Source organism: Streptomyces sp. CNH287 (assembly GCF_000424825.1).
This window is the reverse complement of the sequence record NZ_KE384251.1, coordinates 33,154-46,408: the sequence shown is the minus strand read 5'-3', so window position 1 is coordinate 46,408 and position 13,255 is coordinate 33,154. Positions and strand designations below refer to the sequence as shown.

The 13,255-nt window shown below is 70.1% G+C and carries 10 protein-coding genes and 1 tRNA gene; 7 read left to right on the top strand and 4 right to left on the bottom strand.

The genetic code is table 11. The features are described from left to right. Window positions 1–41: 41 nt before the first annotated feature. Entirely contained in the window at window positions 42–830 is a 789-nt protein-coding gene (locus H299_RS0123890; RefSeq protein ID WP_037760678.1) for a hypothetical protein, read from the bottom strand. A gap of 109 nt (window positions 831–939) precedes the next feature. After that, window positions 940–1,013, bottom strand: a tRNA-Leu gene (locus tag H299_RS0123885). A 186-nt stretch (window positions 1,014–1,199) separates the two neighbouring features. Here H299_RS0123885 and H299_RS0123880 point away from each other — a divergent pair. From H299_RS0123880 to H299_RS0123855, 6 genes are all read left to right on the top strand, one after another. After that, the gene (locus H299_RS0123880; protein WP_027750459.1) at window positions 1,200–1,835 is read left to right on the top strand and encodes a response regulator; all 636 of its coding nucleotides are present in this window, start codon (window positions 1,200–1,202) and stop codon (window positions 1,833–1,835) included. 390 nt (window positions 1,836–2,225) lie between these two features. Beyond that, a complete protein-coding gene (locus H299_RS0123875) occupies window positions 2,226–3,347 on the top strand; it encodes a branched-chain amino acid ABC transporter substrate-binding protein (protein ID WP_486587403.1) in 1,122 nt (373 codons plus the stop codon). Between the two features lie 148 nt (window positions 3,348–3,495). Further along, complete coding sequence (locus H299_RS0123870; protein WP_027750457.1) at window positions 3,496–4,419, top strand: branched-chain amino acid ABC transporter permease; 924 nt, start codon at window positions 3,496–3,498, stop codon at window positions 4,417–4,419. Beyond that, window positions 4,416–5,801: a branched-chain amino acid ABC transporter permease gene (locus H299_RS0123865; protein WP_051262791.1), complete on the top strand. Its 1,386-nt coding sequence runs from the start codon at window positions 4,416–4,418 to the stop codon at window positions 5,799–5,801. Before H299_RS0123870 ends, H299_RS0123865 begins: the two co-directional genes overlap by 4 nt. Then, entirely contained in the window at window positions 5,798–6,706 is a 909-nt protein-coding gene (locus H299_RS0123860) for an ABC transporter ATP-binding protein (protein WP_027750455.1), read from the top strand. Before H299_RS0123865 ends, H299_RS0123860 begins: the two co-directional genes overlap by 4 nt. Window positions 6,707–6,711: 5 nt before the next feature. Further along, window positions 6,712–7,473, top strand: a complete 762-nt coding sequence (locus H299_RS0123855; RefSeq protein WP_051262888.1) for an ABC transporter ATP-binding protein — start codon at window positions 6,712–6,714, stop codon at window positions 7,471–7,473. Window positions 7,474–7,564: 91 nt separating this feature from the next. Here the strand turns inward: H299_RS0123855 and H299_RS0123850 are convergent, their stop codons facing one another. Continuing rightward, window positions 7,565–8,041, bottom strand: a complete 477-nt coding sequence (locus tag H299_RS0123850) for a hotdog fold thioesterase (RefSeq protein WP_027750453.1) — start codon at window positions 8,039–8,041, stop codon at window positions 7,565–7,567. A gap of 50 nt (window positions 8,042–8,091) precedes the next feature. Next, window positions 8,092–10,395, bottom strand: a complete 2,304-nt coding sequence (locus H299_RS0123845; RefSeq protein WP_027750452.1) for an FdhF/YdeP family oxidoreductase — start codon at window positions 10,393–10,395, stop codon at window positions 8,092–8,094. A 146-nt stretch (window positions 10,396–10,541) separates the two neighbouring features. On the opposite strand from H299_RS0123845, the gene polA reads away from it, so the two are divergent. Next, window positions 10,542–13,229, top strand: a complete 2,688-nt coding sequence (gene polA / locus H299_RS0123840; RefSeq protein ID WP_051262790.1) for a DNA polymerase I — start codon at window positions 10,542–10,544, stop codon at window positions 13,227–13,229. The last annotated feature ends 26 nt before the right edge of the window (window positions 13,230–13,255 follow it).

The window sequence follows — 13,255 nt, the reverse complement described above, 5'->3', positions numbered from 1 at the left end:
ACGCTCCGCCCGCGGCGTAGGGGGTCTCCGAGCGGGAGATGTCAGTACTTCGGCCCGACGTGTGCGTCCATCAGCGCGACCGACGCACGACGGGCAACGGAGATGTGGAACGGGTCGCTGCCGCGATGAGTGATTCTCCAGGCAACGCCGACCTTGTCGAGGGTGTCGGCGCAGATGTGTAGGATGTCCGCGGATTTGTTGGTGAAGAGGTAGCGAGGATATTCGTAGCGCTTTCGCTCCCCGGCTACCGTCCTCGTCGTCCAGTTGGTGACGCGACAACCGTCGGAATGGATCAAGCCTCGGATGAGCGCCCAAGGGTTCCTGTCCACGATCTGCTGTTGCCACGGCAACAGCTCGATGGTCCGTTCATGCTTCCTGCCCTTGCCGTGCTGAGGGAACATGCACCACAGATGCCGGGAGTACATCTTCACGTTGCGGCAGCCGGCCCTGCGCACGCGGCAGACGGAATTCCACGGGAACACCGCCTGCATGGCAACCTCACACTCATCCATCAGCCCTGGCCAGGACTCTGCACAGGTGATCATGAGACTTGGGACGTGCTGTGCAGAATGCTGGGAGATGTGCCCATCCCCGAGGTACAGGCCGAGGAGGTACGCGTACATGGCTTCATCGAGTGCGCTGCTGCCGTCACACCGAGGGCAGTGCGGGGTTCGTCGAGGGGGGAGAGGGCCGTGACGACGAGCCCGGTCCGTATGCCGCCAGTAACTGATCGTTCCTGCGGGTATGTTGAGCTTCCTCGAAACCTCTGCGTTGGACATCCCCGCACGAGTCAGGGACACGGCCTGGGTGCGGATCGCGATGCTGTGCATCCCCTGATCTTGCTCGCTATAGCAGACATGGCAGGGGAGGGTGAAGGCAGCTTCCCTCGATCGGGTGAAGTCGAGCAATGTGGCTGCGATCTCGAAACCAAAGGGAGAGTGCCCCGAGTGGGATTCGAACCCACACTGTCGGTGGTTTGAGCACCGCTTCTCTAACCATTGGAATACCGGGGCCTGGGAACTGAAGGCTAGCGGAGACCCGCTGTCAGCACATCCTACAGGAACTGGGTAGGCTCGGGGCTCCCATCCTGTGTTGTGACGAGGAGCCCAGTGACCACCCCGGACGCCCCCGAGCCCATCCCGACCACGCCTGTCGAGGCGCACCCCGAGGCGGGCCCCGAAGGGAGCGGGTCCGAGGCCATGGAGGGGAGCGCGCACGTGCCGCCGGAGACGACGCGGGTCGTCATCGCGGAGGACGAGGCCCTCATCCGCATGGATCTCAAGGAGATGCTGGAGGAGGAGGGGTACACGGTCGTCGGCGAGGCCGGGGACGGGCAGACGGCCGTCGAGCTGGCCCGCGAGCACCGCCCCGACCTGTGCATCCTCGACGTGAAGATGCCGGTGCTGGACGGCATTTCGGCCGCGGAGCGGATCGCGGAGGAGGGCATCGCGCCGGTGCTGATGCTCACCGCCTTCTCCCAGCGTGAGCTGGTGGAGCGGGCGCGGGACGCGGGCGCGATGGCGTACCTGGTGAAGCCGTTCAGCAAGAGCGACATCGTTCCGGCCATCGAGATGGCCGTCTCGCGGTTCACCGAGTTGCGGTTGCTCACGCAGGAGGTGGCCGACCTCGCCGAGCGGCTGGAGACGCGGAAGCTGGTGGACCGCGCCAAGTCCGTGCTCCAGACGCAGTACGGGCTCTCCGAGCCGGCCGCGTTCCGCTGGATTCAGAAGACGTCGATGGACCGGCGGCTGTCCATGCGGCAGGTCGCGGAGGCCGTGATCGAGGACGGCGAGGAGAAGAAGGCGGCGTCGGAGGCGGACAAGAGGCAGAAGTAGCGGAATCACTCATTCCGCCCTGCCTCGGCCCAGCGGGCCATGGCTTCGAGGGCCGTCCCCTTGCCGGGCATGCCGGGCGAAACGGCAGGTCAGACCCTACATGTGAGGACTCCCTGCCCGCCCGCGCCAACAGCGGGTGATCTTCTGGATTCGTCCGGTGATCGGTCAGCAGTGTTCTGAATCCGGCACATGACACAGGTCACAGGGCGATCACATCTGTCACCCGCGGGTATCTGGGGCCGCGTGCCTGGCAATAGATTCCGGCGCACACCGCACGAGAGTGTGGTCCGTGGCCCCGTGATCACCCTGCGGGGGCCGCGATGATCCCGGCCGGCTTCAGGGGGTTCGACAGTGGTTCGTACGAAGATCGCCAGAATAGGCATACCTGTGGTGGCGGGAGCCCTCCTGCTCACCGCTTGCGGTGGTGACGACAGCGGAGACGGTGGTGGCGGCGTCACGATCGCCTATCAGGGCCCGCTCTCCGGTGACAACGTCCAGCTGGGCCTGAACATGGAGAACGGCGTCAAGCTCGCCATCAAGGAGGCCAACGCCTCCGGCGACCTGGACTTCAAGGTCGAGTACAAGGCTGTCGACGACCAGGGTCTGCCCGAGAAGGCGACCGCCTCCGCCCAGAAGGCCATCGACGACACGAACGTCGCCGCGGTCGTCGGTCCCGCCTTCTCCGGGCCGACCGACTCCGCCTCCCCGCTCTACACCCAGGCCGGCATGGCAACGGTGTCACCCTCGGCGACCCGCCCCGACCTGACGGAGAAGGGCTACAAGAGCCTGCTGCGCGCGGTGCCCAACGACAGTTCCCAGGGCGCCAGCATGGCCGCCTACCTCGACAAGAAGACCGACGTCAAGAAGGTCATGATCGTCGACGACAAGACCGACTACGGTGTCGGCCTCGGCGACGTCGCCGAGAAGGAGCTGAAGGCGGTCGGCATCTCGACCGTGCGCACCAGCGCGCAGCAGAAGACCCCGGACTACAGCGCGACCGCGAAGAAGGTCGTGAACTCCAAGGCGGACGGCCTCATCTACGCGGGTTACTACCAGGACGCCGGGCCCTTCGCGAAGAAGATCAAGGAAGCCGGTTTCGACGGCATCATGATGTCGGACGACGGCACCAAGGACGACCAGTTCCTGAAGCTGGCCGGGAAGTCCGCCGAGGGCTGGTTCCTGACCTGCCCGTGCACCGACCCCAACGTGGACGAGAAGACGAAGAAGTTCGCGGCCGACTACAAGAAGGAGTTCAAGGAAGCTCCGGGCACGTACTCGGCCGAGTCCTACGACGTCACCAACATGATCATCGAGCAGCTGAAGAAGCTCGGCGGTGACGTGGAGCGCCAGGCGCTGGCCGACGCGCTGGCCAAGGCCAGCTACAAGGGCCTGACCAAGACGTTCTCCTTCGACGACAAGGGGAACCTCAAGGAGCAGGCGATCTTCCTGTACCAGGTCAAGGGCGGAAAGATCGAGTACCAGGGCGCCGTCGAGGAACTGACGGGCAGCTGATCGCGGGGCCGGCCCCGGACGGCGTCCGACGCGCCGTCCGGCTGGCGTACCGGACCGCAGTAACGCCCGCTCGTCCCGGGCCCGGCCGCCCCGCTCCGCCGTGTGCGCCCGCCGGGCCCGGACACTTATCCCCAAGGAAGTCAGTTCGATGTCCCTCAGCGAATTCTGGGACTTTCTCGTCCTAGGGGTGGTGCTCGGCTCGCTCTACGCCGTCATCGCCATCGGCTACACCCTTGTCTACGGCGTACTCCAACTGCTGAACTTCGCGCACAGCGAGGTCTTCATGTTCGGCGGCTACGGCGGCCTCATCGCCCTCACCGCCTGGGCGCCCGTCACCAACCCCTCCGGTCTCCAGTCCGTCGCGTACGTGGCGCTGGGCATGTGCGCCGGCGCGGCGCTCGGCGGCGTGGCGGCCTACGGCCTGGAGAAAGTCGCCTACCGACCGCTGCGAAGGCGGCGCGCACCACGGCTGGTCTTCCTGATCACCGCCATCGGCGCCTCGTTCTTCCTCTACAACCTGGCCGGCAAGCTCTTCGGCCGCAACGCGGCACCGATGCCGCACATGTACGAGAACAAGAAGCTGTTCTCGCTCTTCGGCGCGGACATCAACATCACCCAGCTGCTCATCCTGGTCTCGGCCGTCGTGATGATGATCGGCCTCGACTACGTGGTGAACCGCACCAAGCTCGGCTCCGGCATCCGGGCGGTCGCCCAGGACCCCGAAGTCGCCTCGCTGATGGGCGTGGACATCGACAAGGTCGTCTCGCGCACCTTCGTCATCGGCGGACTGCTGGGCGGTGCGGCGGGCTTCCTCTTCGGCACCAACCAGCAGGTCGTCTACACCATGGGCTTCCTGCCCGGCATCACAGCCTTCGCCGCCGCGGTCCTGGGCGGCATCGGCAACGTCCGCGGCGCCATGGTCGGCGGCCTGCTGCTGGGCATCGTGGAGAACCTGACCGTCGGGTTCTGGGGTGACGGCTGGCGCTACGTCGGCGCCTTCGCCGTCCTGGTCCTGGTCCTGATGTTCCGGCCGACCGGCATTCTCGGCGAACGGGTGGGGAGGACGGCATGAGCGGCAGCACGCGGAATCCCGTGAAACAGCGGCCCGGTGGCGGCCCCGCCGCCACCGCCCGGCTGCGCGGCGCCGCCTGGTACCAGCATCCGCGCTGGTCGAGGCTGATGGCCATGGTGGCCGTCGCGATCGTCCTCACCCTGGTCACCGGCGAACAGGGCACCGACAACGACATCTTCTACGCGCTGAAGGAGGACTTCACCGGCGTCGGCCTCTGGATATGGCTGGGCCTGTGCCTCTTGGTCTGGGCGGTCCGCGAGTTCTGGAGCACGCCGCTGCGCAACGCTCGCCAGGCCTCCGCGGCCAAGGCGGTGGCACCGGCGGCCCGGGTGCGCGCGGTGTGGCAGGGGGACCGGCGGGTACGGCAGCTGGTGCTGGCCGCCGTGGTCGCCGTCGCCGCGTTCGCGCCGCTGGGCCTGGCGACCTACTGGCACCAGGTCCTGGTGGACCAGATCGCGATCTACGTGCTGCTCGCGATCGGGCTGAACGTGGTCATCGGCTGGGCCGGCATGCTCGACCTGGGCTTCGTCGCGTTCTTCGCCATCGGCGCGTACAGCGCGGCGTACTGGACCGGCGCGCTGCCGGTCGACCCGCCCTTCGAACTGAACAACTTCCTGGTAATCCCGGTCGCGGTGCTCACCTGCCTGATCGCCGGGGTGATCCTGGGCGCGCCCACGCTCCGGCTGCGCGGCGACTACCTGGCGATCGTGACGCTGGGGTTCCACGAGATCGTCTACATCACCTCCAAGAACGTCGAGGACTTCACCGGCGGCGCGCGGGGCGTCTCGGGAGTCGAGCACTTCTCGGTCGACCTGGGCTTCAGCTACGAGTGGAAGCTCGATCCGCTGCCGTACTACTGGCTGCTGCTCGCCTTCGTGGTGCTGCTGGTCTTCCTCTTCATGCGGCTGGAGCACTCGCGGGTGGGGCGCGCCTGGACCGCGATCCGGGAGGACCAGGTGGCCGCCGCCGCGACCGGGGTGAACACGGTGCGCTTCAAGCTGATGGCGTTCGCCATCGGCGCGTCCACCTCCGGCATCGCGGGGGTGGCGTACGCGAGCAAGGTGGGCTACTTCAACCCGGAGAACTTCCCGCTGCTGGCCTCCGTGCTGGTGCTGGCGTACGTGATCTTCGGCGGCATGGGCTCGATTCCCGGCGCGATCTTCGGCGCGGCGTTCCTGGTGTGGCTGCCGGAGGTGCTGCGCGACTACGTGGACCCGCGCGACCGCTACATGTACCTGGGCGCGCTGCTCGTCATCATGATGATCTACCGCCCCCAGGGTGTGTGGCCGTCCAAGCGGCGCCAGCGTGAATTGAAGATGGCCGCGGAGGGCACCGCCGACGGAGACGGTACGTCCGCGCCGGCGGGAGGCAAGGTGTCATGACGGCCCACGTGAGCAAGGAAGACCACCAGCCCGGCGGCGGGGCGGGGACGTCCCCCTCGGCCGGCGACCTGGTGCTGGAGACCGCGGGGGTGACACTGCGGTTCGGCGGGGTCACCAGCCTGGACTCCGTCGAGCTGCGGATGCGGCGCGGCGAGATCCTGGCGGTGATCGGGCCCAACGGGGCGGGCAAGACCTCCCTGTTCAACTCGCTCACCGGGGCCTACGTACCGCAGGAGGGGAAGATCACCTTCCGTTCCGGCGGGGGCGGCGAACACAGCCTGCTGGGCCGCAAGCCGCACGTGGTCAGCCTGCTGGGACTGGCCCGCACCTTCCAGAACATCCGGCTGTTCGGGGCGCTGACCGCGCTGGAGAACGTCAAGATCGCCGCGGAGACCCGGCTCAAGGCGGGCCCCGTCTCGATCATGCTCGGGCTGCCGAACGCGCGGCGCGCCGAGCGCGAGAGCGACCGCAAGGCGCACGAGATGCTGTCCTACGTCGGGCTCGACAGCAAGATGAACGAGCTGGGCGGCTCCCTCAGTTACGGCGACCAGCGGCGGCTGGAGATCGCCCGCGCGCTGGCCACCGGCCCCGAGGTACTGCTGCTGGACGAGCCCGCGGCGGGCACCAACCCGACCGAGAAGCTGGAGCTGGAGGACCTGATCCGCCGGATCAACAGGGAGCGCGGGGTCAGCGTGCTGCTCATCGAGCACGACATGCGGCTGGTGATGTCGGTCGCGGACCGGGTGATGGTGCTCAACTTCGGCAAGAAGATCGCGGAGGGGGCACCCGAGGAGGTGCAGCGCGACCCGGCGGTGATCGAGGCCTATCTCGGGGTGGCAGCAGAGGAGGACACGGCCGCGGTCGCGGACGTGGTCGCGGCGCGGGACGCGGAGGGACACGAGTGAGCGACATCAAGCTGGCGAAGGAGCCGGGGGGAACCGGCCCGCCGGCCGGCCCCCCGGCGCTGCTGGAACTCCGCGACCTGCGGGTCTTCTACGGTGCCATCGAGGCGCTCAAGGGCATCGACCTGAGCGTGCGGGAGGGGGAGGTGGTCGCCCTGCTCGGTGCCAACGGCGCCGGGAAGTCGACCACCTTGCGCACCGCGTCCGGCATGCTCGCCCCGCGCAGCGGGCAGGTCCTGCTGCGCGGCGAGCGCATCGACGGCATCAAGCCGCACGACCTGGTGCGCTTCGGCATCGGCCACGTGCCGGAGGGACGCCGGGTGTTCGCCCGGATGACCGTGCGGGAGAACCTGCAGATGGGGGCGTACCGCTTCAAGTCCCCCGACCAGCGGGAGATGGACCGCATCTTCGGTCTCTTCCCGCGCCTCGCCGAGCGGCGGAGCCAGCTGGGCGGCACGCTCTCCGGCGGCGAGCAGCAGATGCTCGCCATCGGCCGCGCGCTGATGGGAAAGCCGGAACTGCTGCTGCTGGACGAGCCGTCGATGGGGCTGGCACCGCTGGTGGTGCAGCAGATCTTCGAGATCCTCCGGGAGATCAACGAGCAGGGCACCACGGTACTCCTGGTCGAGCAGAACGCAGCGCAGGCGCTCCAGCTCGCCGACCGCGGCTACGTCCTGGAGACGGGCTCGGTGGCGATGCACGACGAGGCCTCTTCGCTGCTGGCGGACCCGCGGGTGCGCGCGGCGTACCTGGGCGAGAGCGTGGAGTAGGACGGCACCGTGTACGGGCCCGGGCGGCATACCGGATTGGTGTGCCGCCCGGGCCCGGTGCGCTGCGTGCGCTGCTTCGGCCGGTGGCCGCTCAGCCCGCGCTGTGCTGCCCGGGGCTCTCCCGCAGCATGCAGGTCAGCCGGGCGGTGCAGACGCGCTTGCCCGTCGCCTCCTCGGTGATCACGACCTCGTACGTCGCCGTGCTGCGCCCCCGGTGCACCGGCGTGGCGGTGCCCGTGATCAGGCCCGAGCTGACGCCCCGGTGATGGGTGCAGTTGAGGTCCACGCCCACGGCGAGCTTGTGGGGCCCGCCGTGCAGCATGGCGCCGACCGAGCCGAGGGTCTCGGCGAGCACGGCGGACGCACCGCCGTGCAGCAGCCCGTACGGCTGGGTGTTGCCCTCCACCGGCAGGGTGCCCGTCACGCGCTCCGGAGCGGCCTCCTGGACCAGCACCCCCATCCTCGCGCCCAGGGCGCCCGCCGAGAACAGCGCCGGCAGGTCGATGCCCAACCCGCCCCACTCGTCGAGGATCTCCTGCGGGAACCGGGTCGTGGTCTGCTCGCCCATGGGCTGAGTGCTCCGTTCACCTGCGTCGCTGACGTGTACCCCGCTTCCTATCAGAGCGACGCGGTGCCCGGGCGCGCGGGCTCTGCGGCCGTGACGAGGCGGATCACCAGCGACTTGCTGGCCGGAGTGTTGCTGGTGTCGGCGGTCGCGTCGAGCGGGACCAGGACGTTGGTCTCGGGGTAGTAGGCGGCGGCGCAGCCGCGCGCGGTCGGGTAGTGGACGACCCGGAAGCCGGGCGCGGTGCGCTCCGTGCCGTCCCGCCACTCGCTGACCAGGTCGGCGTAGTCGCCGTCCGCGAAGCCGAGCGCGGCGGCGTCCTCAGGGTGGACGAGGACGACCCGGCGGCCGTTCCTGATGCCCCGGTAGCGGTCGTCGAGCCCGTAGATGGTGGTGTTGTACTGGTCGTGCGAGCGCAGGGTCTGGAGCAGCAGACGGCCCGGGGGCACCTGGGGGTACTCGACGGGCGCGGCCGTGAAGTGGGCCTTTCCGCTGGCGGTGGGGAAGGTGCGCGAGTCGCGCGGCGCGTGCGGGAGGGTGAAGCCGCCGGGCTGGGCGGCGCGTCGGTTGAAGTCCTCGAAACCGGGGATGACGCGGGCGATGCGGTCGCGTACGAGCGCGTAGTCCGCCGCGAAGTCCTCCCACGGCGTGCGGGAGCCGGGCCCGAGCACCTGGCGCGCCAGTCGGCAGATGATCGCGGGCTCGGACAGCAGCTGACCGCCGGCCGGCCGCAGCCGCCCCCGCGAGGCGTGCACTATGCCCATCGAGTCCTCGACGGTCACGAACTGCTCGCCGCCGGCCTGCACATCGCGCTCGGTGCGGCCGAGGGTCGGCAGGATCAGCGCCCGCGCACCGGTGACGCAGTGCGAGCGGTTGAGCTTGGTGGAGACGTGCACGGTCAGCCGGGCCCGCCGCATGGCGTCCTCGGTCACGGCCGTGTCCGGCGAGGCGGCGACGAAGTTGCCGCCCATCGCGAAGAAGACCTTCGCCTTACCGTCGCGCAGGGCGCGGATGGCCCGTACGACGTCGAGCCCGTGCTCGCGGGGCGGGGCGAAGCCGAACTCCCGCTCCAGCGCGTCGAGGAAGGCGGCCGGAGGGCGCTCGAAGATGCCCATCGTGCGGTCGCCCTGCACGTTGCTGTGCCCGCGTACGGGGCACACCCCGGCGCCGGGGCGGCCGATGTCGCCGCGCAGCAGCAGCAGGTTGACGATCTCCTTGATGCTGGGCACCGCGTGCTTGTGCTGGGTCAGCCCCATCGCCCAGCACACCACCGTGCGACCGGAGGCCAGCACCAGGCGGGCCGCCTCCTCGATCTCGGCGCGGCGCAGCCCCGTCGCCCGCTCCGTCTCGGCCCAGTCCACCGCACCGGCCGCGGCGGCGTACTCGGCGAAGCCGCGCGTGTGGTCCCGGACGAAGGCCTCGTCCGCGCCGTCCGCGTCGAGGACGAGGCGGCCCAGCGCGCGGAAGAGGGCCTGGTCCCCGCCGATGCGGATCTGGAGGAAGAGGTCGGTCAGCGCGGTGCCGCCGCCGGCCAGGCCGCGTGCGGTCTGCGGGTTCTTGAAGCGCTCCAGCCCGGCCTCGGGGAGCGGGTTGACCGTGATGATCTTCGCGCCGCCCGCCTTCGCCTTCTCCAGCGCGCTGAGCATCCGGGGGTGGTTGGTGCCGGGGTTCTGCCCGGCCACGATGATCAGCTCCGCGCGGTGCAGGTCCTCCAGCAGCACGCTGCCCTTGCCCACGCCCAGCGTCTCGGTGAGCGCGGAGCCGGACGACTCGTGGCACATGTTGGAGCAGTCGGGCAGGTTGTTCGTTCCGAACTCGCGGGCGAAGAGCTGGTAGAGGAAGGCCGCCTCGTTGCTGGTGCGCCCGGAGGTGTAGAAGACGGCCTCGTCGGGCGAGCCGAGGGCACTCAGCTCCTCGGCGACGATCCCGAAGGCGCGCTCCCAGCTGACCGGGGTGTAGTGGGAGGCACCCTCCGCCAGGTACATCGGCCGGGTCAGCCGCCCCTGTCGGCCCAGCCAGTAGCCGGAGCGGGCGGCCAGCTCGGTGACCGGGTACCGGGCGAAGAAGCCGTCCGTCACCCGCTGCCGGGTGGCCTCCTCGGCCACCGCCTTGGCGCCGTTCTCGCAGAACTCCGCCGTGTGCCGCTCCTCCCCTTCGGGCCAGGCGCAGCCGGGGCAGTCGAAGCCGTCCTTCTGGTTGACCCGGAGGAGGGTGAGCGCCGCGCGCCGTACGCCCATCTCCTGCCCGGCCACGCGCAGCGAGTGCGCCACGGCGGCAGGCCCGGCCGCGGCGTGCGGCGGCTCCCGCACCTCGGGGGCGTCCTGGACCGGGTCGTGCGCGCGCGGCTTTCGGCTCATACCCCGATGCTCGCACGGGTCCCCGCCGGTGCGCTCGGGGGCACGGGCGGGGCCGGGGCGGATTGTCAGTGGTCCGTGGGAGTATTCGCAGCGTGGCAAAGACAGCAAAGACAGCATCGAAAGAGACCGCCCCGCGCCTGCTCCTCATGGACGGGCACTCCCTGGCCTATCGCGCGTTCTTCGCGCTGCCCGCGGAGAACTTCTCCACGACGACCGGCCAGCCGACGAACGCCATCTACGGCTTCACCTCGATGCTGTCGAACACCCTGCGTGACGAGGCGCCGACGCACTTCGCGGTCGCGTTCGACGTGTCCCGCAAGACCTGGCGCTCCGAGGAGTTCGCCGAGTACAAGGCGAACCGCTCCACCACCCCGGACGAGTTCAAGGGCCAGGTCGAGCTGCTCGGCGAGCTGCTGGACGCGATGCGGGTCAAGCGCTTCGCCGTGCCGGGCTTCGAGGCGGACGACGTCATCGCCACTCTGGCCACGCAGGCGGAGGCCGAGGGCTTCCAGGTCTCGATCGTGACGGGCGACCGCGACTGCTTCCAGCTGATCACCGACAACGTCACCGTGCTGTACCCGACCAAGGGCGTCTCCGAGCTGACCCGCTTCACCCCGGAGAAGGTGCGGGAGAAGTACGGCCTCTCGCCGGAGCAGTACCCGGACTTCGCGGCGCTGCGCGGCGATCCGTCCGACAACCTCCCCGGCATCCCCGGCGTGGGGGAGAAGACGGCCGCCAAGTGGATCAACCAGTTCGGCTCCTTCGCCGAGCTGGTCGAGCGGGTGGACGAGGTGAAGGGCAAGGCCGGGCAGAACCTCCGCGACCACCTGGACGCCGTCCGGCTCAACCGGCGGCTGACCGAGATGGTGCGCGACGTCGAGCTGCCGGAGCGGCCCGCCGACCTGGCCCGCGCGCCGTACGACCGGGAGGCGCTGGGCGTCATGCTGGACGCCCTGGAGTTCCGCCACCAGAACTTCCGCGACCGCCTCTTCTCCGTCGACCCGGGCACCGCGGCCGAGGAGCCGCCCGCCCCGGCCGGCGGCGTCGAGGTGGACGGCGCGATGCTGACCACCGGCGAGCTGGCGGGCTGGCTCGCCGAGCATGCCGCCGCCGGGCCGCTGGGCCTGGCCACCGTCGACGTCTGGAAGCTGGGCGGCGGCAGCGTCAGCCAGGTCGCGCTCGCCGCCGCGGACGGACCGGCCGCCTGGTTCGACCCCGCCCAGCTGGACGAGGCGGACGAGCGGGCCTTCGCCGCCTGGATCGCCGACGCCGTCCGGCCCAAGGTGCTGCACGACGCCAAGGGCGTCATCCGGGTCTTCGCCGAGCACGGCTGGCAGGTCGGCGGCGTCACCATGGACACCGCCCTCGCCGCGTACCTGGTCAAGCCCGGCCGCCGCTCCTTCGCGCTGGACGCCCTCTCGGTCGAGTACCTGGGCCGCGAGCTGGCCCCCGCCGTCGCCGAGGGCGACGGCCAGCTGGCCTTCGGCACCGGCGAGGAGGCGGCGGACCAGACCGAGGGGCAGGCCGAGGCCGACACCCTGATGGCGACGGCCCGTACCATCCTCGACCTGGGCGCCGAGTTCGAGGGCAGGCTCGAGGAGGTCGGCGCGGCCGGCCTGCTGCGCGATCTGGAGCTGCCCACCTCCGCGATGCTCGCCCGCCTGGAGCGTGCCGGGATCGCCGCGGACCGCGAGTGGCTGGCGGGTCTGGAGCAGCAGTTCGCGGACGCCGCCGGGCAGGCGGTGACCGAGGCGCACGCCGCGGTGGGCCACGAGTTCAACCTCGGCTCGCCCAAGCAGCTCCAGGAGGTGCTCTTCGGCGAGTTGGGCCTGCCGCGCACGAAGAAGACCAAGACGGGCTACACGACGGACGCGGACGCGCTGGCCTGGCTGGCGGGGCAGACGGAGCACGAGCTGCCGGTGCTGATGCTGCGCTACCGCGAGCAGCAGAAGCTGCGCACCACCGTCGAGGGGCTGATCAAGACCATCTCGCCCGACGGCCGCATCCACACCACCTTCCACCAGACGGTGGCGGCCACCGGCCGGCTGTCCTCGACGGACCCCAACCTCCAGAACATCCCGGTGCGCACCGACGAGGGCCGGGCCATCCGCCGCGGCTTCCGCGTCGGCGAGGGGTACGAGTCGCTGCTGACGGCCGACTACAGCCAGATCGAGCTGCGCGTCATGGCTCATCTGTCCGAGGACGAGGGGCTGTTGGAGGCCCTCACCTCCGGCGAGGACCTGCACGACACCGTCGCCTCCCAGGTCTTCGACGTCGAGCGCAGCGCGGTCGACCCGGAGATGCGCCGCAAGATCAAGGCCATGTCCTACGGCCTGGCGTACGGCCTCTCCGCGTTCGGCCTCTCCCAGCAGCTCTCCATCGCCCCCGACGAGGCGCGCAGGCTGATGGACAACTACTTCGAGCGTTTCGGCGGGGTGCGGGACTACCTGCACCGCGTGGTGGAGGAGGCACGGGCCACCGGCTACACCGAGACGATCATGGGGCGCCGCCGCTACCTCCCCGACCTGACCAGCGACAACCGGCAACGCCGTGAGATGGCCGAGCGGATGGCGCTGAACGCGCCCATCCAGGGCACCGCGGCCGACATCGTGAAGGTGGCCATGCTGCGGGTCGCGGAGGGCCTGGACGAGGAGAAGCTGTCCACCCGGATGCTGCTCCAGGTGCACGACGAGATCGTGCTGGAGGTCGCGCCGGGGGAGCGGGAGCGGGCCGAGGAGTTGGTGCGCAGCCGGATGGCCGGCGCGGTCCGGCTGCGGGCCCCGCTGGACGTCTCCGTCGGGTCGGGAGGGGACTGGGAGTCGGCCGCGCACTGAGCGCCCGCCGGGTGGTCCGGCGTTCT